This is a genomic window from Psychrobacillus sp. FSL K6-1267 (assembly GCF_038003265.1).
GTDB lineage: Bacteria > Bacillota > Bacilli > Bacillales_A > Planococcaceae > Psychrobacillus > Psychrobacillus faecigallinarum.
In genome coordinates, this window is sequence record NZ_JBBOOR010000001.1 from 3986603 (window position 1) to 4013389 (window position 26787).

A 26787-nucleotide genomic window follows, 5' to 3' on the forward strand; every position below is an offset into this window, starting at 1 on the left:
CTCCTTCTTCTTAAAATTCTAAGCCGTTTTCACGTGCAGCTTCAGCTAACGCTTTAACACGTCCATGATATAAGTAACCGCCACGGTCGAATACAACAGATTTAATGTTCTTTTCAGTAGCGCGTTTAGCGATTGTTTCTCCGATCAATTTAGCAGCTTCAACGTTTCCAGCTGTGCCATTGAAATCTTTGTCCATAGTTGATGCACTTACGATTGTTACACCTTGTGCATCATCAATAAGTTGAGCGTATAAGTGTTTATTAGAACGGAATACATTTAAACGAGGACGTTCAGTAGTACCCGTGATTTTTGTACGAACACGTGCATGACGTTTCTTACGAACTTGATTTTTGTCTTGTTTCGTAATCACAGTAGTCACTCCTTTCTAATGCGCAATGCATTATTTACCTGTTTTACCTTCTTTGCGGCGTACAACTTCACCTTCATAGCGAATACCTTTACCTTTATAAGGCTCAGGTGGGCGAACTTGACGGATGTTAGATGCTAATGCACCAACGCGTTCTTTGTTAATACCGCGAACGATAACTTTTGTATTAGAAGGAACTTCAACTTCAAGTCCATCTTCAGGAGTGAATTCAACTGGATGAGAGTACCCTACGTTAAGTACAAGTTTCTTACCTTGTAATTGTGCACGGTAACCAACCCCAACTAATTCAAGTCCACGTGCAAATCCTTCAGAAACACCAGTAATCATGTTTGCTAATAAAGCACGAGTTGTGCCATGGATTGTACGGTGTTCTTTAGAATCTGAAGGACGAACTAAAGTAATAACATTACCTTCTTGTTCAATCTTGATATCTTGGTTAAAAGAATTTGTTAATTCACCTTTTGGTCCTTTAACGACTACTGAGTTATCAGCGCTAACTGTAACAGTAACGTTAGCAGGAACCTCTATTGGTTTTTTACCTACTCGAGACATTTTGTTGCACCTCCATTCGTTTGTTGATTATTACCAAACGTAAGCTACGATTTCTCCGCCAACTTGTTTAGCGCGAGCTTCTTTATCTGTTAATAAACCATTTGAAGTAGAAACTAAAGCAATTCCTAAACCGTTCAATACTTTAGGCACTTCGTTTGTTTTAGCGTAAACGCGTAGACCAGGTTTTGAAATACGTTTCAAACCAGTGATAACGCGCTCGTCGTTTTGACCATATTTTAAGAAGATACGGATGATTCCTTGTTTGCTATCTTCTACATATTCAACGTCACGGATGAAACCTTCGCGTTTTAAAATTTCAGCGATTTCCTTTTTCAAGTTTGAAGCAGGAATTTCTAATTTCTCGTGACGAACCATGTTAGCATTACGAATGCGTGTTAGCATATCTGCAATTGGATCTGACATTGTCATTACATTTACCTCCTTCCCAGTTATAGGGGATTACCAGCTTGCTTTTTTAACGCCAGGAATTTGTCCCTTGTATGCAAGTTCACGGAAACAAATACGGCAAAGCTTAAATTTACGATATACAGAGTGCGGACGTCCACAACGCTCACAGCGTGTGTATTCTTGCACTTTGAACTTTGGCGTACGTTGTTGTTTAACGATCATTGATTTTTTAGCCACGTTTTCGCCTCCCTTATTTTACTTTTGGAATGGCATACCGAACTGTGTTAATAACTCACGAGCTTCTTCGTCAGAGTTCGCAGTTGTTACAATTACGATGTCCATACCGCGTACTTTCGAAACTTTATCATAATCGATTTCAGGGAAGATTAATTGCTCTTTTACTCCTAAAGTGTAGTTACCGCGACCGTCAAATGCTTTTTTAGAAACACCACGGAAGTCACGTACACGTGGAAGAGAGATAGAGATTAATTTATCCAAAAAGTCATACATACGCTCTCCGCGTAATGTAACTTTTGCACCGATTGGCATACCTTCACGTAGACGGAATCCAGCGATCGATTTTTTAGCTTTCGTAACTACAGGTTTTTGACCTGAAATAATTTGTAATTCTTCAACAGCAGCATCAAGTGCTTTTGTATTAGATACAGCATCACCCACACCCATGTTGATAACAATTTTATCAACTTTAGGAACTTGCATTACTGAACTATATTCAAACTTGCTCATTAGAGCAGGAGAAACTTCCTTAAGATACTTTTCTTTTAGGCGGTTCATGTGTGTACCTCCTTTCTCTTTACTTATTTAATAATTTCACCAGATTTTTTCGCAACACGAACTTTTTTGCCATCTTCTACTTTATAACCTACGCGAGTCGGCTCGCCAGTTTTTGGGTCGATTAACATAACATTCGATACGTGAATTGCAGCCTCACGGCTCTCAATTCCTCCTTGCGGATTAGCTTGGTTTGGCTTCATGTGTTTTTTGATGATGTTGACACCTTCAACTAAAACACGGTCTTTCTTCGGATAAGCTGTAAGGATAACGCCTGTTTTCCCTTTGTCTTTACCCGAGATCACCATTACTTTGTCGCCTTTTTTAACATGCATTCTTGTCGCACCTCCTTGATTGGCACTTTCATGATAATTAAAGAACTTCTGGAGCTAAAGATACGATTTTCATGAAGTTGCTGTCACGTAGTTCACGCGCAACAGGTCCGAAAATACGAGTTCCACGCGGTCCTTTATCGTCTTTGATAATAACGCATGCATTCTCATCAAATTTGATATAAGTTCCGTCTTTACGGCGTACGCCGCTTTTAGTGCGAACGATAACTGCTTTAACTACGTCACCCTTCTTGACAACGCCACCTGGTGTTGCTTTCTTAACTGTACATACGACGATATCGCCGATATTAGCAGTCTTACGTCCAGTACCACCAAGTACTTTTATTGTTAAAACTTCACGTGCACCTGAGTTGTCTGCAACTTTCATACGAGTTTCTTGTTGGATCACTTAGGTTACCTCCCTCCGGAATTAATTAGTTCCGAAATTTATTATTAGATAATAACCGCTTTTTCTACAACTTCCAGTAAACGGAAACGTTTTGTAGCTGATAGCGGACGAGTTTCCATGATACGGACGATATCGCCGATTTGGGCTTCGTTTTGCTCATCATGAGCCTTAAATTTCTTAGAATATTTTACACGCTTACCGTATAATTTGTGTTTTTTATGAGTCTCAACTAAAACAGTAATAGTTTTTTCCATTTTGTCAGAAACTACACGGCCAGTGTATACTTTGCGTTGATTACGCTCAGTCATGCCTGAAAACCTCCTTTATCAGTTGTTTGCACTGATTTCTCTTTCGCGAATCACAGTTTTCATACGTGCAATCGCCTTACGAACTTCACGAATGCGAGCTGTGTTTTCTAATTGACCAGTCGCCAATTGGAAGCGAAGGTTGAAAAGCTCTTCTTTCAGTGATTTTACCTTTTGTTCAATTTCTGCAGTAGTAAGTTCACGGATGTCATTAGCTTTCATTAGATTCACCACCAATTTCTTGACGTTTAACTATCTTACATTTAATAGGAAGCTTATGAGATGCTAAGCGTAAAGCTTCGCGAGCTACCTCTTCAGATACGCCAGCAATTTCAAACATAATTTTCCCTGGTTTAACTACAGCTACCCAACCTTCAGGAGCACCTTTACCGGATCCCATACGAACCTCTAGAGGCTTTTTCGTATAAGGTTTATGTGGGAAGATTTTAATCCATACTTTACCGCCACGTTTCATGTAACGTGTCATTGCAATACGAGCTGATTCAATTTGACGACTTGTAATCCAGCTAGCTTCAGTTGCTTGTAAACCAAACTCACCGAATGCTATTTCTTTACCGCCTTTTGCTTCACCACGCATTTTCCCACGGTGTTCGCGACGATATTTAACGCGTTTAGGCATTAACATATTATTTGCCTCCTTCCTCAGAGTTCTTCTTAACTGGAAGGACTTCACCACGATAGATCCATACTTTAACGCCTAACTTACCGTAAGTAGTGTCAGCTTCAGCATGTGCATAATCGATATCTGCACGTAATGTATGAAGTGGTACAGTTCCTTCGCTGTAATGTTCAGCACGCGCAATGTCAGCGCCGCCTAAGCGTCCAGATACTTGAGTTTTAATACCTTTAGCGCCAGCACGCATTGTGCGTTGAATTGCTTGTTTTTGAGCACGACGGAAAGATACGCGGCCTTCTAATTGGCGTGCAATACTTTCAGCTACTAATTTAGCATCAAGGTCAGCTCTTTTAATTTCTACGATGTTGATGTGTACACGCTTGCCAGTGATATCGTTCAAGTGTTTACGAAGTGCTTCGACTTCAGTACCACCTTTACCGATTACCATTCCTGGTTTCGCAGTGTGAATAGTGATGTTAACACGTTTAGCAGCACGTTCGATTTCTACAGTAGAAACTGAAGCATCTTTTAAACGAGTTTCGATATACTTACGAATTTTTAAATCTTCATGAAGTAAGTTTGCATAGTCTTTACCAGCGTACCATTTTGACTCCCAGTCACGAATGATCCCAACTCGCATTCCTATTGGATGAACTTTTTGACCCACGAATTATCCCTCCTTCTTCTCAGATACCACTACAGTAATGTGGCTTGTACGTTTGTTGATAGCACTTGCACGACCCATCGCACGTGGACGGAAACGTTTCAATGTTGGACCTTCATCAACAAATACTTCAGAAACAACTAGGTTGTTAATATCTAAATCATAATTGTGCTCAGCGTTTGCAATAGCAGATTTTAATACTTTCTCAACAACAGGAGATGCTGCTTTAGGAGTAAGTTGTAAAATTGCAACTGCTTCACCGACTTGCTTACCTCTGATTAAATCAACGACTAATCTTACCTTACGAGGAGCAATGCGCACTGTTTTAGCAATAGCTTTTGCTTGTGACATTTGAATGACCTCCTCTCAAATTAGCGTCTTGTTTTCTTATCATCTGCACCATGACTTTTATAAGCGCGTGTTGGTGCAAACTCGCCTAGTTTATGACCTACCATATCTTCAGTCACGTATACCGGTACATGTTTACGTCCGTCATATACTGCGATTGTTAATCCGATAAAAGTAGGGAAAATTGTTGAACGGCGAGACCAAGTCTTAATCACTTGTTTTTTCTCAGAGTCCTTTTGTGCATCGACCTTTTTCAATAAATGATCGTCTGCGAAAGGTCCTTTTTTCAAGCTACGACCCATGCTGAAACCTCCCTCTGTGATTGCACCACGGCTCGTTCTTTGAACCGTAGTAAAACCACTTTATTTTTTACGACGACGAATAATAAGTTTGTCGGATTTGTTTTTCTTGCTACGAGTTTTGTATCCAAGAGTTGGTTTACCCCATGGAGACATTGGAGACTTACGTCCGATTGGAGTACGTCCTTCACCACCACCGTGTGGATGGTCGTTAGGGTTCATTACAGATCCACGTACAGTTGGGCGTTTACCTAACCAACGATTACGACCTGCTTTACCGATGTTTACAAGTTCATGTTGTTCATTTCCTACTTCACCAACAGTAGCGCGGCAAACACCTAGGATTAAACGAACTTCACCAGATTGTAAACGTACGATAACGTACTTACCTTCTTTACCTAATAATTGAGCAGATGTACCAGCAGAACGAACTAACTGACCACCTTTACCAGGTTTCATTTCGATGTTATGGATAGTAGTACCCATTGGAATGTTTTGCAATGGAAGTGCGTTACCTACTTTAATATCAGCTTCTGGACCTGACACGATTGTCATTCCAACTTCTAAGCCTTTAGGAGCTAGGATATAGCGTTTTTCCCCATCAGCATAATTTAGTAATGCGATGTTTGCAGAACGGTTTGGATCATATTCAATAGTAGCAACACGTGCTGGAATACCGTCTTTGTTTCGTTTGAAATCAATTACGCGGTATTGGCGTTTGTGTCCACCACCATGATGACGAACAGTAATTTTACCTTGATTGTTACGGCCGCCTTTACGCTTAACAGGAGCAAGAAGTGATTTCTCAGGCTTGTTCGTTGTGATTTCAGCGTAGTCAAGTGAAGTCATGTTACGACGTCCGTTTGTCGTTGGTTTATACTTTCTAATCGCCATTTTATTCCCTCCTTCTTGATTATTAATTCCTTGTTAAAGGATTAAATTTCGAATAACTCAATTTCTTTGCTGTCTGTAGTTAATGTAACAATCGCTTTACGACGTTTGTTAGTATAACCGCCAAATTTACCTACGCGTTTGAATTTACCTTTGTAGTTCATGATGTTAACTTTTTCAACATCTACTCCAAAGATTTCTTCAACTGCATATTTAACTTGTGTTTTGTTAGCGCGAGTGTCCACTTCGAAAGTGTACTTTTTATCTGCCATTACTTCAGAAGAACGCTCGGTAATGACCGGACGTTTAATAATATCACGTGCTTCCATTAACCAAGCACCTCCTCTACTTTTTCTACTGCAGCTTTAGTCATCACTAATTTATCGTGACCAACTAAATCTAATACGTTAATGCCTGTTGCAGACACAACTGTGATTCCAGGGATGTTACGAGCAGCTAATGCTACGTTTTCATCTAAATCAGCAGTTACTACTAACGCTTTTTTATTGATTGAAAGGTTAGATAACACTTTCACAAATTCTTTTGTTTTTGGAGCATCAAATGCTAACCCTTCAAGTACTACGATGCTTTCTTCACGCACTTTAGATGAAAGAGCTGAAAGAAGAGCTAAACGACGTACTTTCTTAGGTAATTTATAGCTATAGCTACGTGGAACTGGACCAAATACAGTACCACCGCCACGCCATTGTGGAGAGCGGATCGAACCTTGACGAGCACGACCTGTTCCTTTTTGCTTCCATGGTTTACGACCACCACCAGCTACTTCAGAACGATTTTTCACTTTGTGATTACCTTGACGAAGTGAAGCACGTTGAGAAATGATAGCTTCAAATAGCACAGATTCGTTTGGTTCAATTCCGAAAACTTTATCGTTTAACTCGATTTCCCCAACAGAAGATCCTGCTTGATTGAATAAAGATACTTTTGTCATTCCTGTTTCCTCCTTTCTTCAGAGAATTATTTCGATTTAATAGCAGCCTTAACAACTACTAATGATTTACGAGAACCAGGAACATTACCTTTTACTAATAATAGGTTACGTTCAGCATCCACTCTTACGATTTGTAAGTTTTGGATTGTTACTGTGTGTCCACCCATTTGACCAGGTAATTTCTTTTGTTTGAATACACGGTTCGGAGCAACTGGCCCCATTGAACCTGGACGACGGTGATAACGAGATCCATGGGCCATTGGTCCACGAGATTGTCCGTGGCGTTTAATAACACCTTGGAAACCTTTACCTTTAGTAATACCTGTTACATCAATTACATCGCCTTCTGCAAAACTTTCTACGTTGACTTCTTGACCAACCTCGTAATTAGCTGTATCCAAGCCGCGGAATTCGCGGATGAAGCGCTTAGGAGCGGTGCTAGCTTTAGCTACGTGTCCTTTAGCAGGTTTGTTAGAAAGCTTTTCGCGCTTATCTTCAAAACCTAACTGAATCGCTTCGTAACCGTCTGTTTCTGCAGTTTTCTTTTGAAGTACTACGTTTGGAGTAGCTTCAATAACTGTTACAGGGATTAAGTCACCGTTCTCAGCAAATACTTGCGTCATACCGATTTTTCTACCTAAGATTCCTTTGGTCATCCGTCACACCTCCTATAATAATTAGTTGTTTTTTATCTTTTACCATTAAAGTTTGATTTCAATATCAACGCCAGATGGTAAATCAAGCTTCATTAACGCATCAACAGTTTGTGGTGTTGGGTTAACGATATCGATAAGACGTTTATGCGTACGCATTTCGAATTGCTCACGAGAATCTTTATACTTATGAACAGCACGAAGAATCGTATACACAGATCTTTCAGTCGGAAGTGGAATCGGACCCGATACACTTGCACCTGAACGTTTAGCAGTTTCTACAATTTTCTCAGCAGATTGATCCAGGATTCTGTGATCATACGCTTTTAAACGAATACGAATTTTTTGTTTTGCCATTATTTTCCCTCCTTTTCGCCTATTTTCTAGACATTCTCCACGAAAATTTTCCGTACACTCGCCATGGCAAAGCGGCCGGGTGTGTCGGTAACCTCTCGTTTCATCGCAGTCAAAGACCAACATTCAACATTATATACAATAAAAAAAGAATATGCAAGTCTTTTTCTTGAATTCTTTTTATATGCTTCAACTATTTATATATTCATTTAAACTATGCGTTTTTTTAGCCGTTTTCTAGTATATAAAATTCTTATTTAAATTACAAATGAAATGAATGGTAGAAATTCCTCCGATAAGAAAAGTGATAGCTCCATTGTCTTCCTCGATAATTATTGAGAAATGTCATCTATTATTATCTTTCCCTATATAAAAAGAGCCCCAGAGGAGCTCTTTCTCTATAGTACATATACTACTGCAAGCCAGCCAAAAATGATTAACGGTATATTGTAGCAAATGAATGTCGGTACTACTGTATCCCAAATATGATTATGTTGTCCGTCAACGCTTAAACCAGCTGTTGGTCCAAGTGTGGAATCAGATGCCGGCGAACCCGCATCCCCCAATGCACCTGCAGTCCCTATTAAAGCTATAGTAGCTAAGGGGCTTAATCCTAACTCTAATGCTAAAGGAACAAAGATCGCCGCTATTATTGGAATGGTGGCAAAGGAAGAGCCAATTCCCAAAGTTACGATTAAACCAATTACTAACATAATCAACACAGCCAAGCTGACATTACCCTTTAATAATTCTGCAGATGCCTCTACTAAACTTTCTACATGACCAGTTGAACTGATGACAGCTGCAAATCCGTTTGCTGTGATCATAACAAACCCTACGAATGCCATCATACGCATACCTTCTGTTAATAGCTGGTCAGCTTCCTTCCATTTTAAAGCACCTGTTACATAAAGTATTGTGATTCCAGCTAGAGCCCCTGCTATCATTGAGTCGGTTGCGATTTGTGCATACAATGCCGCAATCAACGAAATAATTGTGAAGAACACGCTGCTTTTTTTAACGTTTAGTTGCAATCCTTCTACTTTAACTTCTTCTAGACGGTATTGTCTTGGCTTTCTATATAAAACAAACGCCATAACAAGCCCTACAATCATTCCTAAGGCTGGTATTGCCATCGCGCGAGGAATATCCTCTAAAGCAACTGTAAGACCAGATAGCTCCATCTGTGTTGCCACAATTTGTTGATAAATCGCCCCGAAACCATATGGTAAGAACATATAAGGGGTAATTAACCCAAATGCCAAAATACATGCAATCAATCTACGGTCTATTTGGAGCATATTTAATACTTTTAAAATAGGTGGAACTAATAATGGAATAAATGCGATATGAATCGGTATTAAGTTCTGAGAGAAAATAGCCATCATCAATAGCAACAAGAATACTAATACCTTAGCTAAACCCGTCTTTTGGGAATCCCCTTCCCTTCTGACAACCTTGAGAATCGCCGCCACTAATAACTCTGGTATGCCTGTCTTCGATATGGCAACCGCAAAGCCTCCTAAGAGCCCATAGCTAAGCGCTATTGTTGCTCCTGCACCTAATCCTCCAGTAAACGCTTCTATCGTTTCTGTGACCGATAAGCCGGCTGTAAGCCCACCTACCAATGCACCTATGATTAATGAGAACACTACATTTATACGAAGTAAACTCAGAATTAACATAACAGCAACTGCTATCAATACTGCATTCATTTAAAACACTCACTTTCACACACTAGATTGCTAATATGATAGAAGTTTATAGTTAATCCATTTAAAAGTCAATAAGAAAAACTCTTTGTTATAAAACAAAGAGTTTTCTGTATACAGACTATAGTGATTCATTGACTACTTTTTTATAGTATCCGACCGTAAGGATAGCAAATACAGAGTAAAGAATAATATAGACTCCCATCGTTATGAGTAAAGGAGCTACTAGTTCTGTACCAAATAACATCCAGCCCGATTTAACAGCAAAATAGCTATGCGCTAAACCAATGATTAAAGGAAATCCAAAGTTGAATAATTGCTTTCGATAGATTCCTCTCATTAGTTCATTTGTTGTAAATCCGATTTTACGAAGAATAGTATAAGATTCTCTTTCTTCATCGGCCTCCGACATTTGTTTGAAGTATAAAATACTACCTGTAGTCACTAGGAAGGCTAATCCAAGAAAACCTGTAATAAATATTACTAGACCAAACATATCTAGCGTAGAAGAGCGATACATTTCCTGCGAGTCAACCTGAAAGTGTTCACTGTAACCATCACTATTTGTTGCTTCATTATAACCGTCATTCGTAGTAGACTCGTAAATAGACTGTGCTTCTTTTTGATTGGAGGAATCTTTTATATTAATACCTACTTGTTTTTCCCAAATAGTATTTTGACCAATTATACTATCCTTAGCGAGCTGTTCAAACTGCTGATCCGTTACTATAAAAGATACTCCTGCACCCGTAAGTGTATAAACAAGAGGAGACTCTTCCTTGACTTCTTTTATATGTAAAGAGATATCAGCTTCAGAAGTCGTTATGCTTACCGGTTTATCACTCTCTATCTTTACAAATTCAGACATCATACTACTATAGCCACTCACATAGCCCTCACCCTCCTCTAAAGAAAGCTGTGGCCATATTTTTTGTGCATCACTAAGTTTCAGCAGTTGATAGAATCCTTTGGTATTCATCTCCATACCAGCTGGAATTCCTGCTTCGTAGAGCTCAGCAGTCTCCACTTCTGCATTCAGTAAATCGATTTCGGTTTGATTATAACTAATTCCCTTGTTATCTAGTTCCTCTAAAAATGCTTCACCATGTTCATTTAACAATATAAAATCAAAAGGAACATTCCGTTCTGCCATAGATCCTGCTGAATAGTAAGAGATATAAGATAAACAAAGTATTGCTAAAGCAGTTGCCGATATAACAGTAATTGTCGTTAAGGACATCGCATTTGCTTTCATTCTGTGCATGATTGGTGTTAATGAAAGAACATCTTCAATTGATAAATGACCTTTTTTTCGCTTTCTTGCTAAGTTCATAAGAAATGCAACTGAAAAACGGAAGACTAAGAATGTACCAAAAATGGTCGAACCTAAGATCGATAGCATTTTAATGAGTAGCATATTTGCGTTCTCCGAATATACCTCAAACAAGGAGGTAGATAAATAGTAACCATATCCAATCATTAATAATCCTAAAAGTCCAAGGAACATTTGGAAACCACTAAATTTCTTTATTTTCTCCTCTGCAATAGCGGTAGAATGGAAAAGCGTAATTAAAGAAACTCTTCTAATAGTAAACGTCGTTTGTATCAGGACTACTATGAGCAACACTAAAAATACTAAAACTGTCATTTGTAAAGCCTCTACTGAAAAGGTAAGGTCTACTAAAACATCCTTTTCCAGCACCTTCAATAAAATCATTGCAAATATCCGAGACGTTAGGAATCCAATGATTACCCCTAAACTAAGAGCACCAATCCAAAGTATAGTGTTTTCCAATGCTAACAATCTTGTTACTAAACTTTTCGACATACCAATAAGCTGATATAAACCTATTTCCTTACTTCTTCTCTTCATAAATAAGCGATTAGCATACAAAACAAAGAAAACAACTACAAATAACAACAAGTAAGAAGCGGCCTTTAAGCCTGCAGTAACTTTAACGCCTACCGATATTTCCACTATGCTTGGATTATATTGAAGCGTGACGAAAGAAAAATAAAGTGTGACACTAAAGATTAAAGCAAAGAAGTATAAGTAGTAATGCTTAATATTCTTTTTCATACTACGGAAAACTAGCTGACTAAGCGTCATAACCATCACCACCAAGCACACCTTGCGTATTCATAATCTCCTGAAAGAACTGTCCGCGATTATTTTCCCCTTTATATAGCTCTGTATATAGCTGACCATCCTTTAAAAACAATACACGCGAGCAAAAACTTGCTGCCACCGGATCATGTGTCACCATCATGATAGTAACTTTCTTATCCTTATTAATTTTTTCCATATTAGTAAGTAATGCGCTTGCTGCTTTAGAATCTAGTGCCCCTGTAGGTTCATCCGCAAATACAATGGTTGGATTCCCAATTAAAGCTCTTCCTGCAGAAGTTCTTTGTTTTTGCCCCCCTGATATCTCATTTGGATACTTATGAATAATATCTTCTATTCCTAGAGTCCTTATAATTTCTTGAAAACGATCTTCAGCCTCTTTTTTCGTTACCTTACTAATCGATAAAGGGAGCAGAATATTTTCTTTTACAGTTAGCGTATCCAATAAATTATAATCTTGAAAAATGAAACCTAATTGTTCTCTTCTAAAATTAGATAACTGTTTTTCCTTCATTCTACGCAAGTTATTTCCTGCTATTTCAATAACCCCTTCTGTCGCTTGATCTATAGAAGCTAGTACATTAAGAAGCGTAGTTTTTCCGGAACCGGATGGTCCCATTATTCCTACAAACTCACCTTCTTGAACCTCTAAATCAATTCCCTTTAAAACTTCCTGCGCTGTAGATTTTTTTCCATATACTTTTTTTATTTTACGACCGCTTAATATGATCATGGATTTTCCTCCTATACCTTATTAACCTTATTTTAAAATGTTTTCTTCCTTTAATCGTTCGATTAACATGACGAATAAATAAAGTAGATGACAATTTTGTCACCTACCTAAGATGTTGGACATTTCATTTTTCAAGGGAAATTGAAGTATAAAGGAGGTTCCTTCATTAACCTTAGATTGAACACTAATTTTTATACCTAGTTTGTCTGCAGCATTTTTGGCTAGGTATAGCCCCATTCCTGTTGAGGCATTCGTTTCACGTCCCGTTGTACCTGTGAAGGCCCTGTTAAATATTCGTGGTAAATCTGCTTGTCTAATACCACAACCAAAGTCTTGAATTGTTAGAAGTTGATGACCGACTGAATCTTTATGTAAAAACAATCGAATAATGCTGTTCTCTTCACTGTACTTAACACCATTTGATATTATTTGTCTTAATATAAATGCCAACCACTTTTGATCAGTTAGGACAGTTTTTTGAAGATCATCTATGTCAAAACCAATATTCTTTTGAATACACCATCCCTGCAGTTCTTTTATCTCCTGATATACTACCTTTTTTAAGTTTACCTGCTCAATAATATAATCCTTTTCCAATGAGGATAGTCTCGTGTGATGCAGCTGCTGATCTAGCAATAGATGAATTCTAAGCCATTCTAATTCTAGCTTTCTTTGCATTTTAGAATCCTCTAAGGAGTCAATCATTAGCTTCATACTTGTTAATGGAGTTTTCACTTCATGAATCCATGAAACAATTTGGTCATCTTCCTCTAAGTGTTTAACCTTTAAATCATTTAGTTCGTCTATTCCTATCCTAAAGCACTCCTCTAATACCTCAGTTACTTTCTTTTCAAAGCTAGAACCACCTTCTGGAAACACTTCTTGGAGTCGATCAAACCTTGATTCCACTCCAAGGTTCACTTGTAGACTTTTTATATACTGTGTTTCTTTTCTAAATCGCCATACTAGAAACAATAAAAAAGCAATTGCATTTATCATATTTATATAAAATAAGGAGACATCCTTAAAGGCAACATCAAGGGTTAATATAATGTTCAACCAAACCTGGAGGGTAAGAAAGAATATAATCCACGATATTCTTTCTTTGATAAATGTCAGCAACATGTTTATCCCTCCTTTGAAATGGCCATATAACCTAATCCTTTTTTGGTTTGGATGACATCAGTCAAACCAATCTCTTCTAATTTTAAACGCAGACGATTCACGTTAACGGATAAAGTATTATCATTAACAAATCTCTCGTCATCCCATAATTTTCTCATTAATTCATCGCGCGATACAATCTTGTCTACAGATTGCAATAAAACCCGCAAAATAAATAATTCGTTTTTAGTTAATTCTACCGAGAGGTCGTTCCTTAAGAGAACACCTTTCGAAAAATCTACTGTCGCTCCGTTCCACCTTGTCATTTCATTTTGCTCTTCCCCATAATCATAGGTTCTTCGAAGTATTGCCTGAACCTTCGCAAGTAAAACATCCATATGAAAGGGTTTTTGTATGAAATCATCTGCACCAATTTGCATTGCCATAATCATATCCATTGGATGATCCCGAGAAGATAGAAATATAATCGGTACTTTAGAAACTGCCCTTATTTGCCTACACCAATGAAATCCATCATAAGCCGGAAGCTGAATATCTACTATAACTAACTGTGGAACTTCTTGTATGAAATCATCCATTACATGCTGAAATGTTGATGGGCCTGTAACTTCTAATGCCCATTGTTTAAAACGATCCTGTATCATCTCGAATATTGACATGTCATCTTCAATTAAAAATACTTTTACGCTCAATGGAACCACCCCTTTAAAATTAGTTTACCATTTTTAAGCACAAAAAAATCCACCTCGTCGTCACGAGATGGATTTTATAATTTAATTATAGATTACTTAGTGATAGTAGCAACTACACCAGCGCCTACAGTACGTCCACCCTCACGGATAGAGAATTTAGTACCTTCTTCGATAGCGATTGGAGAGATTAGAGATACAGTCATTTCGATGTTATCTCCAGGCATAACCATTTCTACGCCTTCTGGTAAGTTACAAACACCAGTTACATCAGTTGTACGGAAGTAGAACTGAGGACGGTAGTTTGAGAAGAATGGAGTATGACGTCCACCCTCTTCTTTAGAAAGAACATAAACTTCAGCTTTGAAGTCTGTGTGTGGAGTGATTGAACCTGGTTTAGCTAAAACTTGACCACGTTGGATCTCTTCACGAGAAACCCCACGAAGAAGAGCACCGATGTTGTCTCCAGCTTCTGCATAGTCAAGAAGTTTACGGAACATTTCAACTCCAGTTACAGTAGTTGATTTTGCTTCTTCAGTAATACCGATGATGTCTACAACGTCACCGATTTTAACTTGTCCACGCTCAACACGTCCTGTAGCAACTGTACCACGACCAGTGATTGAGAATACATCCTCAACTGGCATCATGAATGGTTTGTCAGTTTGACGTTCTGGTGTTGGGATATAGCTATCTACAGCGTCCATTAATTCAACGATTTTTTCTTCCCATTCTGGCTCTCCTTCAAGAGCTTTAAGAGCAGAACCTTTGATTACTGGAATGTCGTCGCCTGGGAAATCGTATTCAGAAAGAAGGTCACGAACTTCCATTTCAACTAATTCAAGTAATTCTTCGTCGTCTACCATATCACATTTGTTCATGAATACAACTAGGTATGGAACACCTACTTGTTTAGATAAAAGAATGTGTTCACGAGTTTGTGGCATTGGGCCATCAGCAGCAGATACTACTAGGATCCCGCCGTCCATTTGAGCTGCACCTGTGATCATGTTTTTAACATAGTCAGCATGTCCTGGGCAGTCTACGTGAGCGTAGTGACGAGTTTCTGTTTCATATTCAACGTGAGAAGTGTTGATTGTGATTCCGCGCTCTTTTTCTTCAGGAGCGTTATCGATGTCAGCGTATGATTTAGCTACTCCACCCATTTTTTTAGAAAGAACTGTAGCGATTGCAGCAGTTAAAGTTGTTTTACCATGGTCAACGTGTCCGATTGTACCAACGTTAGCATGTGTTTTGGAACGGTCAAATTTTTCTTTAGCCATTAGAGAAATCCTCCTCAGTAATTGTTTGTTTTTTTTATGATAAAAGATAGGGACAAGTAGTCCCTATATTTCATACACTACAAGAAAGTTATACTTGAATCAAGATGAAAATTCAATTATTCACCTTTGTGTTTTTTGATAATTTCTTCAGCAATTGATTTTGGAACATCTTCATAGTGATCAAATACCATCGAGAATACTCCACGACCTTGTGTATTTGAACGTAATGATGTTGCATATCCAAACATTTCAGCAAGTGGAACCATTGCACGTACTACCTGTGCGTTACCACGAGCGTCCATACCTTCAACGCGTCCACGACGAGATGTGATATCACCCATGATGTCTCCTAAATATTCTTCAGGAATAACAACTTCTACCTTCATGATTGGTTCAAGAAGTGCTGGGTTTACTTTAGAAACAGCATTTTTCAATGCCATAGATGCTGCGATTTTAAATGCCATCTCATTCGAGTCAACATCATGATATGATCCGTCGAATAATTTAGCTTTAATATCGATTAATGGGAATCCAGCGATTACACCGTTGTCAAGTGAGTCACGAAGACCTGCTTCAACAGCTGGGATATATTCACGTGGTACAACCCCACCAACGATAGCATTTTCAAACTCAAAGCCTTTTCCTTCTTCGTTTGGAGAGAACTCGATCCAAACGTGTCCGAATTGACCACGTCCACCAGATTGGCGAACGAATTTACCTTCAACTTGTGCCGATGAACGGAAAGTTTCACGGTAAGATACTTGTGGAGCACCTACGTTAGCTTCTACTTTGAATTCACGACGCATACGGTCTACTAGAATATCAAGGTGAAGTTCACCCATACCAGCGATGATTACTTGACCAGTTTCTTGGTCAGTATGTACGCGGAATGTTGGATCTTCTTCAGCTAATTTTTGTAGGGCTTGACCCATTTTATCTTGGTCAGCTTTAGTTTTTGGTTCAACAGATAGTGAGATAACTGGCTCTGGGAATTCCATAGATTCTAGAATTACTAGAGATTTTTCATCACATAATGTATCACCAGTTGTTGTATCTTTTAAGCCTACTGCTGCAGCGATATCTCCAGCGTAAACTTGTGAGATCTCTTCACGAGAGTTAGCATGCATTTGTAGGATACGACCTACACGCTCACGCTTACCTTTAGTAGAGTTTTGAACGTATGAACCAGATTGAAGAGTACCAGAATACACGCGGAAGAAAGTTAATTTTCCAACGTAAGGGTCAGTCATAACTTTAAACGCTAATGCAGAGAATGGTTCAGAATCGTCAGAGTGACGTTCTACTTCTTCTTCGCTATCAGGATCGATACCTTTCATAGCTGGAATATCAAGTGGTGATGGAAGGTAAGCAACTACTGCATCAAGAACTTTTTGAACACCTTTGTTTTTGAAAGCAGTACCACATACTACTGGATAGAATTCTACGTTAAGGGTACCTTTACGGATACCAGCAACTAATTCTTCAGTTGTAATTTCTTCTCCACCAAGATATTTTTCCATTAAATCTTCATCAAGCTCAGCTACCGCTTCAACTAATTTTTCACGGTATTCTTCAGCTTGTGCTTTATATTCTTCTGGAATTTCAACTTCTTGGATATCAGTACCTAAGTCGTTTCCGTATACAGTAGCTTTCATTGTCACTAGGTCAATGATACCGCTGAATTCATCTTCAGCACCAATTGGTAACTGAATTGGATGAGCGTTAGCTTGTAGACGGTCACGAAGAGTTCCTACAGAATATAAGAAGTCCGCACCTGTTTTATCCATTTTGTTTACAAAAACAATACGTGGTACGCCATAAGTTGTAGCTTGACGCCATACTGTTTCAGTTTGTGGTTCAACACCAGATTGAGCATCTAGTACTGTAACCGCACCATCAAGTACACGAAGTGAACGTTCAACTTCAACTGTGAAGTCTACGTGTCCAGGTGTATCGATAATGTTTACACGGTGATTATCCCAAGCAGCTGTTGTCGCAGCAGAAGTGATAGTGATACCACGTTCTTGCTCTTGCTCCATCCAGTCCATTTGTGAAGCACCCTCATGAGTTTCCCCAATTTTGTGGATTTTACCAGTGTAGTATAGAATACGCTCCGTAGTAGTCGTTTTACCAGCATCGATGTGAGCCATGATACCGATATTACGTGTTTTTTCTAAGGAGAACTCTCTAGCCATATTGTATTTCTCCTTCCAATTTCGGATTAGAGTATGATTGTATTAAAATCTTACCAACGATAGTGAGCAAATGCTTTGTTAGCTTCCGCCATTTTATGCATATCTTCACGTTTCTTAACAGAAGCACCTGTGTTGTTAGATGCATCAAGAATTTCATTAGCTAAACGCTCTTCCATAGTTTTTTCTCCACGAAGACGTGAATAGTTTACTAGGTAGCGAAGACCTAAAGTATAACGACGGTCAGGACGTACTTCAACCGGTACTTGGTAGTTAGCACCACCAACACGACGAGCACGAACTTCAAGAACTGGCATAATGTTGCTTAATGCAGCTTCAAATACTTCTAATGCATCTTTACCAGAACGTTCTTTTACAAGATCAAACGCTCCGTATAGAATTTTTTGAGAAGTACCTCTTTTACCATCAATCATCATTTTATTGATTAAACGAGTTACTAGTTTCGAATTATAAATTGGATCTGGTAACACGTCACGTTTGGAAACAGGACCTTTACGAGGCATGTGTTTTCCTCCTTTCGACGAATGTCAAATTATTAAATAAATTATTTTTTAACTTTAGGGCGTTTTGCACCGTATAATGAACGGCTTTGCATACGACCATTAACTCCAGCTGTATCAAGAGCACCACGTACGATATGGTAACGTACCCCTGGTAAATCTTTTACACGTCCTCCGCGGATAAGTACAACACTATGTTCTTGTAGGTTGTGACCTTCTCCTGGAATATAAGCAGTAACCTCTAACGTATTTGTTAAACGTACACGCGCATATTTACGAAGTGCTGAGTTTGGTTTTTTCGGCGTCATAGTACCAACACGAGTACAAACCCCACGCTTTTGAGGCGAGTTAAGATTTGTAGCTGATTTTTTAAAGCTGTTATAGCCTTTTCCTAATGCTGGAGACTTAGATTTAGTGATGTTGGATTTACGAGGCTTACGGACCAATTGGTTAATTGTAGGCATCGATTATTCCTCCCTTCATTTGTTCTTTTAATACCACACATCCAGGTGGTTCATTTTTTGGGTAAAAACAAAGTCTTTGTGTATTACACAAAAACTGTTACACAGTAATCGCCACAACGGCAGCGCTTAAACGCAAACCACAGGCTCTACCAAGCTCTAATTTAGACTCGACATAGGTTATTGGAACATCATTTTCTTGTGCTATCTGACGTGCTAATTCAATGATTCTCAATTCTACATCCAGTGCAATATATAATTCTTTGACAAGCCCTTTTTTCATTGCTTTTACTGCTTGCTTTGTACCAATGATCGTTTTGTCTGCTTGTTTTACTTTTTCATAAGACATTTACATATCCTCCAAAGCTACAAGTCCGATAACTATCAACCTTAAATATATTATCATTCCTTGAAAAAGGTGTCAAGGCTTAACAATAAAATATTAGGGAGAAATATAAATAGTTCTCCCTAATATAAGTTATTCTGCGTTTACTGTTTCTTTTTCAGCATCGGCTTCGTTTGTAGTTATTTGAATTTGACGGTAACGTTGCATACCAGTACCAGCAGGAACTAGTTTCCCAATAATTACGTTTTCTTTCAATCCAAGTAGCTCATCACGTTTTCCTTTAATCGCTGCATCAGTTAAGACACGAGTCGTTTCTTGGAAGGATGCCGCTGATAAGAATGATTCTGTTTCAAGAGAAGCTTTTGTGATACCAAGGATAACTGGGCGACAAGTTGCAGGGATTTTACCTTGTAAAACTGCTTCTTTATTCGCTTCAGCAAATTGGTGGATATCTAAAAGTGAACCAGGTAGCAAGTCAGTTTCTCCTGCTTCAATTACGCGCACTTTGCGAAGCATTTGGCGAACCATTACTTCGATATGTTTATCCCCAATTTCTACCCCTTGCATACGATAAACTTTTTGTACTTCTTTTAATAAGTACTCTTGAACAGTAGAAACATCTTTTACTTTTAACAATTCTTTAGGGTCTACAGAACCTTCCGTTAATACCTGACCACGTTGAATAACGTCATTTGCTATTACTTTTAGACGTGCATTGTATGGAGCTAGATATTTACGTGTTTCTACATTACCTTGAATTGTAATTTCTTTTTGTCCTTCTCTAATTTCGTCGATTTCAGTAACGGTACCAGAAATCTCAGAAATAACCGCTTGCCCTTTTGGATTACGAGCTTCAAAAATCTCTTGAATACGTGGAAGACCTTGTGTAATATCATCACCGGCAACCCCACCTGTATGGAATGTACGCATTGTTAACTGTGTACCAGGTTCTCCGATAGACTGAGCTGCGATAATACCTACCGCTTCCCCTACTTCTACCGTATCTCCAGTTGCTAAGTTCAAGCCGTAACATTTTTTACATACACCATGTTTTGTATTACAAGTAAATGCTGAGCGGATAGTCAATTGAGTAATTCCAGCTTCTTCGATAAGACGTGCAATATCTTGAGTAATCAAGCCATCTCTTTCTAATATTACTTTTCCTGTTTCCGGATGGAAGATTGTTTTCTTCGTGTGACGTCCAACAATACGTTCGCCAAACTCTTCAATTACTTCCGTACCTTCCATAAGAGAGCCTATTAGTAAGCCACGGTCTGTTCCACAGTCATCTTCACGTACGATTACATCTTGAGCTACGTCAACAAGTCGACGAGTCAGGTAACCTGAATCGGCTGTTTTAAGAGCTGTATCGGCAAGACCTTTACGAGCACCATGTGTTGAGATGAAGTATTCAAGTACTGTTAACCCTTCACGGAACGATGATTTAATCGGGAGTTCGATAATTCGTCCAGCCGGATTGGCCATCAGCCCACGCATACCAGCAAGCTGAGTGAAGTTGGACGCGTTACCACGGGCACCAGAGTCACTCATCATGAAGATTGGGTTCATGTTATCAAGTGATTTCATCAGTTTTTCTTGAATAACTTCTTTCGCTCTACTCCAGTGTCCAATAACGCTTGCATAACGTTCTTCCTCTGTTATTAGACCGCGACGGAATTGTTTCATTACTTTATCTACTTTACCTTGTGCTTCTTCAAGAATTTCACCTTTATCTGGAAGTACGACGATATCAGAGATACCGATTGTAATACCAGCTTTAGTTGAATATTTAAATCCAAGTGATTTCATACGGTCAAGCATTTTAGATGTTTCTGTAATATGGAAACGTTTAAATACTTCTGCGATGATATTTCCAAGGATTTTCTTCTTGAATGGTTGAACAAGATCCGTAGATTCAATATGTTTTTTCACGTCTGTCGTAGTAGAGATGAAATATTTTTCAGGTGTTTCTATTTGTAAATTGTAATCCGTTGGTTCGTTAATATACGGGAACGTTTCAGGAAGTATTTCGTTGAAGATTACTTTACCTACAGTAGTCAACAACAACATCTTGTTTTGTTCTTCCGTAAATGTTGGATTTTTCAATGAAGATGCAGCTATGGCAATACGAGTATGCAAATGTACATGACCTGTATTATATGCAATTAGCACTTCTTCTGGACCGTAGAATGTAGAACCTTCTCCCGTTGCGCCTTTACGCTCAAGTGTTAAGTAATAGTTACCTAGTACCATATCTTGAGATGGCGTAACAACTGGTTTTCCATCTTTCGGGTTCAAAATGTTTTGTGCAGCAAGCATTAGTAGACGTGCTTCCGCTTGGGCTTCTGCTGATAAAGGTACGTGAACAGCCATTTGGTCACCATCAAAGTCAGCGTTATATGCTGTACATACAAGAGGGTGAAGACGAATTGCACGACCTTCTACTAATGTTGGTTCAAACGCTTGGATACCTAAACGGTGAAGAGTAGGTGCGCGGTTTAGTAAAACCGGATGCTCCTTGATTACATCTTCTAATACATCCCAAACTTCTGGATGCATACGTTCAATTTTGCGTTTTGCACTCTTAATGTTATGCGCCAAACCACGTTCAACTAGTTCTTTCATAACAAATGGTTTGAATAATTCAATTGCCATTTCTTTTGGAAGACCACATTGGTACATTTTTAGGTTTGGTCCTACTACGATAACGGAACGACCAGAATAGTCTACACGTTTACCAAGTAAGTTTTGACGGAAACGACCTTGTTTCCCTTTAAGCATATGTGAGAGTGACTTTAATGGACGGTTACCTGGTCCTGTTACTGGACGGCCACGACGACCATTATCAATCAATGCATCAACTGCTTCTTGAAGCATACGTTTTTCGTTTTGAACAATGATGCTAGGAGCACCTAAGTCCAATAGACGTTTTAAACGGTTATTACGGTTGATTACACGACGGTATAAATCATTTAAATCAGATGTAGCAAAGCGTCCGCCGTCTAATTGAACCATTGGACGTAATTCTGGTGGAATAACCGGAAGTACATCTAAGATCATCCAATCAGGCTTGTTGCCAGAGTTACGGAAAGATTCTACTACTTCTAAACGTTTAATCGCGCGTGTACGACGTTGACCTTGTGCTGTTTTTAACTCTTCTTTTAAGTTCTCAGTTTCACTTTCTAGATCTATTTCTTGTAATAGACGCTTAATAGCCTCTGCACCCATAGCAGCTTGGAACTTACTACCAAACTTATCTCGGTATGCACGGTATTCTTTTTCAGAAAGTAATTGTTTCTTTTCAAGAGGTGTATCCGCTGGTTCAATTACAACGTAAGAAGCAAAATAAATTACTTCCTCTAGTGATCTTGGAGACATATCCAAAATCAGCCCCATACGGCTTGGAATACCTTTGAAATACCAAATATGTGATACAGGAGCTGCCAATTCAATGTGACCCATACGCTCACGACGTACTTTCGAACGCGTAACCTCTACTCCACATCGATCACAAACTACGCCTTTATAGCGAACACGTTTGTATTTACCACAATGACATTCCCAGTCTTTTGTAGGACCGAAAATACGCTCACAGAATAACCCATCTTTTTCAGGTTTTAGTGTACGATAGTTAATTGTTTCAGGTTTTTTTACTTCTCCATAAGACCATGAACGGATTTTATCTGGTGAAGCTAAACCAATTTTCATATACTCAAAATTATTAACGTCTATCAAGGAGCCTACCTCCCTTTAGTCTTGAGTCTTTAGAAAGACCTTCCAAGTAGCTCTGCATAATGCAATTTAATACGGAAATACGGACAGGCATCACCTGTCCGATTTTTTATCTAATCAATTATTCCTGCTTGACCTTACTCTAAGTTTCCAACTGGCTCTTCTTCATTAGCTAGTGGTAATAAACCAAGTGCATCAGCTGCCGGAATATCGTCATCTTCATCTAAATCACGAAGTTCAATTTCTTCTTCGTCAATTGTTAACATCTTAACGTCCATACCTAAACTTTGTAGTTCTTTAATCAATACTTTGAATGATTCAGGAACGCCTGGCTCAGGAACACTTTCACCTTTTACGATGGCTTCATATGTTTTCACACGTCCAACCACGTCATCGGATTTAACCGTTAAGATTTCTTGTAATGTATAAGCAGCACCATATGCTTCTAGTGCCCATACTTCCATCTCACCAAAACGTTGTCCACCGAATTGCGCTTTACCACCAAGAGGCTGTTGCGTAACAAGAGAATAAGGTCCTGTTGAACGAGCATGAAGCTTGTCATCAACCATGTGGGCAAGTTTGATCATATACATAACCCCTACTGAAACGCGGTTATCAAATGGTTCACCTGAACGACCATCATAAAGTGTCGTTTTACCATCACGGTTCAAGCCTGCTTCTTCCATCGTGTTCCATACATCTTCCTCGTTGGCACCATCAAATACAGGTGAAGCCATGTGAACACCAAGAAGTCTAGAAGCCATACCTAAGTGAAGCTCTAGTACTTGCCCAATATTCATACGAGAAGGTACCCCTAGTGGATTTAACATAATGTCCACTGGTGTTCCGTCTGGAAGGAAAGGCATATCTTCTTCCGGAAGAATACGAGAGATTACCCCTTTGTTACCATGTCGTCCGGCCATTTTATCCCCTACAGAGATTTTACGTTTTTGAACGATATAAGCACGTACTAGTTGGTTAACACCAGGTGATAGTTCATCCCCATCTTCACGATTGAAGACTTTTACATCTAATACAATTCCGCCTGCACCATGAGGTACACGTAGAGATGTATCGCGAACTTCACGAGCTTTTTCTCCGAAAATAGCGTGTAGTAGACGTTCTTCAGCAGTAAGTTCTGTAACTCCTTTAGGCGTTACTTTACCTACTAAAATATCTCCGTCTCTAACTTCAGCACCGACACGGATAATTCCACGGTCATCTAAGTTACGTAAAGCATCTTCTCCGACGTTAGGAATGTCTCTCGTAATTTCCTCTGGCCCAAGTTTCGTATCACGTGATTCTGATTCGTATTCTTCAATATGCACAGAAGTATAGACATCATCTTTCACAAGACGCTCACTCATGATTACAGCATCCTCGTAGTTATATCCATCCCATGTCATGAAGGCAACTAGTACGTTACGTCCTAGCGCAAGCTCTCCTTGTTCCATAGATGGACCGTCTGCAAGGATATCTAAAGGTTTAACACGGTCTCCAACCTTAACGATTGGACGTTGGTTAATAGATGTACCATGGTTAGAACGTTCGAATTTGTGAACTTTATAAGTTGTTAAATCACCTTTAACTTCTTTTCCATCCACTTCTTCAATGCGACGAACGCGAATCTCTTTCGCTTCTACATGTTCTACGATCCCGTGATACTTAGCAATAACAGCGGCACCTGAATCACGTGCATTGACATGCTCCATACCAGTTCCGACAAACGGAGCTTCTGGGTTTAAAAGAGGAACAGCTTGACGTTGCATGTTCGCTCCCATTAGGGCACGGTTAGAGTCATCGTTTTCTAAGAATGGAATACATGCTGTAGCAGCAGAAACTACTTGTTTCGGTGATACGTCCATGTAGTCAATTTGATCTCTTCTAAATACCGTGTTGTCACCACGGAAACGGCCAACTACTTCTTCGTTTACGAATGCACCGTCGTCAGAAAGTGGAGAGTTAGCTTGCGCAACAACATAGTTGTCCTCTTCATCTGCTGTTAGGTAATCGATACGTGAAGTTACAAGACCAGTTTCAGGGTCAACTCGACGGTAAGGAGTTTCGATAAATCCAAATTTATTTACTTTCGCAAAACTGGAAAGTGAGTTAATTAAACCAATGTTAGGTCCCTCAGGAGTTTCAATCGGACACATACGACCATAGTGAGAGTAGTGAACGTCACGAACCTCGAAGCCTGCACGCTCACGCGTTAAACCACCGGGTCCTAAAGCAGAAAGACGACGTTTATGAGTTAACTCTGCAAGTGGATTTGTTTGGTCCATGAACTGAGATAATTGAGAACTACCAAAGAATTCCTTGATAGATGCAATTACTGGACGAATATTTATCAGCTGTTGTGGAACAATTGCTTGTGTATCGTTTATTGACATACGCTCACGAACTACACGCTCCATACGAGAAAGACCAATACGGAATTGGTTTTGTAATAACTCTCCAACTGAACGTAAACGACGGTTACCTAGATGGTCAATATCATCCGTGTTTCCAACGTTGAATAATAGGTTAAAGAAATAACCAATAGAAGACACGATATCTGCTGGCGTAATGTTTTTAACTTCGGTTTCCACATACGCATTACTAATTACATTTATCTCTTTTTGCTCGTCATCATTTGGTGCATAAATTTTAATCGACTGAACCGTAATATCGTCTTCTAAAACTCCTCCAACTTGAGAGAATGTTTTAAATCCAATTCCATTTTCCAAATGAGGGATCAGTCTGTCTAATACACGACGATCGATCAGTGTACCAGCTTCAACTAAAATTTCACCTGTTTCTGGATCCACTAACGTTTCCGCTACTGTTTGGTTAAACAAACGATTTTTTATGTGTAATTTTTTGTTCATTTTGTAACGACCAACATTTGCTAAATCATAGCGTTTTGGGTCAAAGAAGCGAGAGTATAGCAGGCTCTTTGCACTTTCCACAGTTGGTGGCTCGCCTGGACGTAAGCGCTCATAGATTTCTAATAACGCTTTTTCAGTAGTTTCTGTGTTGTCCTTTTCTAGCGTGTTACGTAAATACTCATTGTCACCGAGTAAATCAATGATTTCTTGATCTGAACCGAATCCTAAAGCGCGAAGTAAAACAGTTACTGGTAATTTACGAGTTCTGTCAATTCGAACGTACACTACGTCCTTTGCATCAATCTCGTATTCAAGCCATGCACCACGGTTTGGAATAACAGTAGCACCAAAACCTTTTTTACCATTTTTGTCTGTTTTGTCATGGAAGTAAACACTTGGTGAACGGACTAACTGAGATACGATTACTCGCTCAGCACCATTAATAACGAAAGTACCAGTTTCTGTCATGAGTGGGAAATCACCCATAAAGACATCTTGTTCTTTCACTTCATCCGTTTCTTTGTTGTGGAGACGTACTTTTACGCGAAGTGGTGCTGCGTATGTTGCGTCACGTTCTTTAGATTCATCGACTGAATATTTTGGATCATTCAAACTATAGTCGACAAACTCCAATGATAGATTGCCTGTAAAATCCTCGATAGGTGAAATATCCTTAAACATTTCACGCAAACCTTCTTCAAGGAACCATTCATAAGATGCTGTTTGAATCTCAATAAGATTCGGTAATTCTAGCACCTCACTAATACGCGCAAAACTTCTACGCTGGCGGTGTTGTCCGTACTGAACTAGTTGACCTGTCAACTCATTCACCCCTCAATAAAGCGATAATAGGTCTTTTCGATATAGACATTTTGGTGTATGATATCGAAAGACAAAAAGAAAACGAGTTCTTAATAAGAGCTCATTTTTGATTCACCAAACTTTTTCTCGGCCAGTATACCCATAAAGTATAGCTTTTATACAAAAGGGCATAAGTCCTCAAAATAATAT

General features: G+C 39.0%; 30 protein-coding genes. All 30 read right to left on the reverse strand.

Annotated features, from left to right (window positions below):
* Window positions 1–10 precede the first annotated feature (10 nt).
* The 30 genes from rplR to rpoB all read right to left on the reverse strand — a co-directional run bounded on the left by rplR (window position 11) and on the right by rpoB (window position 26598).
* A complete protein-coding gene (rplR, locus tag MHB55_RS20475; RefSeq protein WP_144540999.1) occupies window positions 11–370 on the reverse strand; it encodes a 50S ribosomal protein L18 in 360 nt (119 codons plus the stop codon).
* A 30-nt stretch (window positions 371–400) separates the two neighbouring features.
* A complete protein-coding gene (gene rplF / locus MHB55_RS20480; protein ID WP_144540997.1) occupies window positions 401–940 on the reverse strand; it encodes a 50S ribosomal protein L6 in 540 nt (179 codons plus the stop codon).
* A 30-nt stretch (window positions 941–970) separates the two neighbouring features.
* The gene (gene rpsH, locus MHB55_RS20485; protein ID WP_144540995.1) at window positions 971–1369 is read right to left on the reverse strand and encodes a 30S ribosomal protein S8; all 399 of its coding nucleotides are present in this window, start codon (window positions 1367–1369) and stop codon (window positions 971–973) included.
* A 30-nt stretch (window positions 1370–1399) separates the two neighbouring features.
* A complete protein-coding gene (gene rpsN / locus MHB55_RS20490) occupies window positions 1400–1585 on the reverse strand; it encodes a 30S ribosomal protein S14 (RefSeq protein ID WP_053591330.1) in 186 nt (61 codons plus the stop codon).
* An 18-nt stretch (window positions 1586–1603) separates the two neighbouring features.
* A complete protein-coding gene (gene rplE / locus MHB55_RS20495; protein WP_144540993.1) occupies window positions 1604–2143 on the reverse strand; it encodes a 50S ribosomal protein L5 in 540 nt (179 codons plus the stop codon).
* Window positions 2144–2166: 23 nt separating this feature from the next.
* Window positions 2167–2475: a 50S ribosomal protein L24 gene (gene rplX, locus MHB55_RS20500; protein ID WP_144540991.1), complete on the reverse strand. Its 309-nt coding sequence runs from the start codon at window positions 2473–2475 to the stop codon at window positions 2167–2169.
* A 37-nt stretch (window positions 2476–2512) separates the two neighbouring features.
* A complete protein-coding gene (gene rplN / locus MHB55_RS20505; RefSeq protein ID WP_053591327.1) occupies window positions 2513–2881 on the reverse strand; it encodes a 50S ribosomal protein L14 in 369 nt (122 codons plus the stop codon).
* A 44-nt stretch (window positions 2882–2925) separates the two neighbouring features.
* Window positions 2926–3189, reverse strand: a complete 264-nt coding sequence (rpsQ, locus tag MHB55_RS20510; RefSeq protein WP_144540989.1) for a 30S ribosomal protein S17 — start codon at window positions 3187–3189, stop codon at window positions 2926–2928.
* A gap of 18 nt (window positions 3190–3207) precedes the next feature.
* Window positions 3208–3408 carry a 50S ribosomal protein L29 gene (rpmC, locus tag MHB55_RS20515; RefSeq protein ID WP_053591325.1) on the reverse strand — a complete coding sequence of 67 codons (201 nt, stop codon included), beginning with the start codon at window positions 3406–3408 and terminating at the stop codon, window positions 3208–3210.
* A complete protein-coding gene (gene rplP, locus MHB55_RS20520; RefSeq protein ID WP_144540987.1) occupies window positions 3398–3832 on the reverse strand; it encodes a 50S ribosomal protein L16 in 435 nt (144 codons plus the stop codon). Before rplP ends, rpmC begins: the two co-directional genes overlap by 11 nt.
* Before the next feature lies 1 nt (window position 3833).
* The gene (rpsC, locus tag MHB55_RS20525) at window positions 3834–4490 is read right to left on the reverse strand and encodes a 30S ribosomal protein S3 (protein ID WP_144540985.1); all 657 of its coding nucleotides are present in this window, start codon (window positions 4488–4490) and stop codon (window positions 3834–3836) included.
* Between the two features lie 3 nt (window positions 4491–4493).
* A complete protein-coding gene (gene rplV, locus MHB55_RS20530) occupies window positions 4494–4838 on the reverse strand; it encodes a 50S ribosomal protein L22 (RefSeq protein ID WP_144540983.1) in 345 nt (114 codons plus the stop codon).
* Between the two features lie 20 nt (window positions 4839–4858).
* Window positions 4859–5137, reverse strand: a complete 279-nt coding sequence (rpsS, locus tag MHB55_RS20535; RefSeq protein WP_090567829.1) for a 30S ribosomal protein S19 — start codon at window positions 5135–5137, stop codon at window positions 4859–4861.
* 60 nt (window positions 5138–5197) lie between these two features.
* Complete coding sequence (gene rplB, locus MHB55_RS20540; protein ID WP_144540982.1) at window positions 5198–6028, reverse strand: 50S ribosomal protein L2; 831 nt, start codon at window positions 6026–6028, stop codon at window positions 5198–5200.
* Window positions 6029–6069: 41 nt separating this feature from the next.
* Entirely contained in the window at window positions 6070–6354 is a 285-nt protein-coding gene (rplW, locus tag MHB55_RS20545; protein WP_144540980.1) for a 50S ribosomal protein L23, read from the reverse strand.
* Window positions 6354–6977, reverse strand: coding sequence for a 50S ribosomal protein L4 (rplD, locus tag MHB55_RS20550; RefSeq protein ID WP_144540978.1), 624 nt, complete (start codon window positions 6975–6977; stop codon window positions 6354–6356). The genes rplW and rplD overlap by 1 nt, the downstream gene beginning before the upstream one ends.
* 26 nt (window positions 6978–7003) lie before the next feature.
* On the reverse strand, window positions 7004–7633 hold the full coding sequence (rplC, locus tag MHB55_RS20555; protein WP_144540976.1) for a 50S ribosomal protein L3: 630 nt from the start codon (window positions 7631–7633) through the stop codon (window positions 7004–7006).
* Between the two features lie 45 nt (window positions 7634–7678).
* Window positions 7679–7987 carry a 30S ribosomal protein S10 gene (gene rpsJ / locus MHB55_RS20560; protein WP_042478628.1) on the reverse strand — a complete coding sequence of 103 codons (309 nt, stop codon included), beginning with the start codon at window positions 7985–7987 and terminating at the stop codon, window positions 7679–7681.
* 395 nt (window positions 7988–8382) lie between these two features.
* Window positions 8383–9699, reverse strand: coding sequence for a Na+/H+ antiporter family protein (locus MHB55_RS20565; protein WP_340863903.1), 1317 nt, complete (start codon window positions 9697–9699; stop codon window positions 8383–8385).
* A 118-nt stretch (window positions 9700–9817) separates the two neighbouring features.
* Window positions 9818–11806, reverse strand: a complete 1989-nt coding sequence (locus MHB55_RS20570; protein ID WP_340863904.1) for an FtsX-like permease family protein — start codon at window positions 11804–11806, stop codon at window positions 9818–9820.
* A complete protein-coding gene (locus tag MHB55_RS20575; RefSeq protein WP_144540970.1) occupies window positions 11796–12557 on the reverse strand; it encodes an ABC transporter ATP-binding protein in 762 nt (253 codons plus the stop codon). Before MHB55_RS20575 ends, MHB55_RS20570 begins: the two co-directional genes overlap by 11 nt.
* Window positions 12558–12656: 99 nt before the next feature.
* Complete coding sequence (locus tag MHB55_RS20580) at window positions 12657–13682, reverse strand: sensor histidine kinase (RefSeq protein WP_154312069.1); 1026 nt, start codon at window positions 13680–13682, stop codon at window positions 12657–12659.
* 2 nt (window positions 13683–13684) lie between these two features.
* The gene (locus MHB55_RS20585) at window positions 13685–14374 is read right to left on the reverse strand and encodes a response regulator transcription factor (RefSeq protein ID WP_340863905.1); all 690 of its coding nucleotides are present in this window, start codon (window positions 14372–14374) and stop codon (window positions 13685–13687) included.
* A 92-nt stretch (window positions 14375–14466) separates the two neighbouring features.
* Window positions 14467–15654, reverse strand: a complete 1188-nt coding sequence (gene tuf / locus MHB55_RS20590) for an elongation factor Tu (protein WP_144540964.1) — start codon at window positions 15652–15654, stop codon at window positions 14467–14469.
* A 116-nt stretch (window positions 15655–15770) separates the two neighbouring features.
* Window positions 15771–17849, reverse strand: a complete 2079-nt coding sequence (fusA, locus tag MHB55_RS20595; protein WP_154312067.1) for an elongation factor G — start codon at window positions 17847–17849, stop codon at window positions 15771–15773.
* Window positions 17850–17899: 50 nt separating this feature from the next.
* Window positions 17900–18370 (reverse strand): 30S ribosomal protein S7, encoded by a 471-nt coding sequence (rpsG, locus tag MHB55_RS20600; RefSeq protein WP_144540960.1) that lies wholly within the window; start codon window positions 18368–18370, stop codon window positions 17900–17902.
* A gap of 41 nt (window positions 18371–18411) precedes the next feature.
* A complete protein-coding gene (rpsL, locus tag MHB55_RS20605; protein WP_144540957.1) occupies window positions 18412–18831 on the reverse strand; it encodes a 30S ribosomal protein S12 in 420 nt (139 codons plus the stop codon).
* A 97-nt stretch (window positions 18832–18928) separates the two neighbouring features.
* Complete coding sequence (locus tag MHB55_RS20610; RefSeq protein WP_151112048.1) at window positions 18929–19177, reverse strand: ribosomal L7Ae/L30e/S12e/Gadd45 family protein; 249 nt, start codon at window positions 19175–19177, stop codon at window positions 18929–18931.
* Between the two features lie 129 nt (window positions 19178–19306).
* A complete protein-coding gene (gene rpoC, locus MHB55_RS20615) occupies window positions 19307–22909 on the reverse strand; it encodes a DNA-directed RNA polymerase subunit beta' (protein ID WP_154312066.1) in 3603 nt (1200 codons plus the stop codon).
* Window positions 22910–23043: 134 nt separating this feature from the next.
* A complete protein-coding gene (gene rpoB, locus MHB55_RS20620) occupies window positions 23044–26598 on the reverse strand; it encodes a DNA-directed RNA polymerase subunit beta (protein WP_144540951.1) in 3555 nt (1184 codons plus the stop codon).
* Between the last annotated feature and the right edge of the window lie 189 nt (window positions 26599–26787).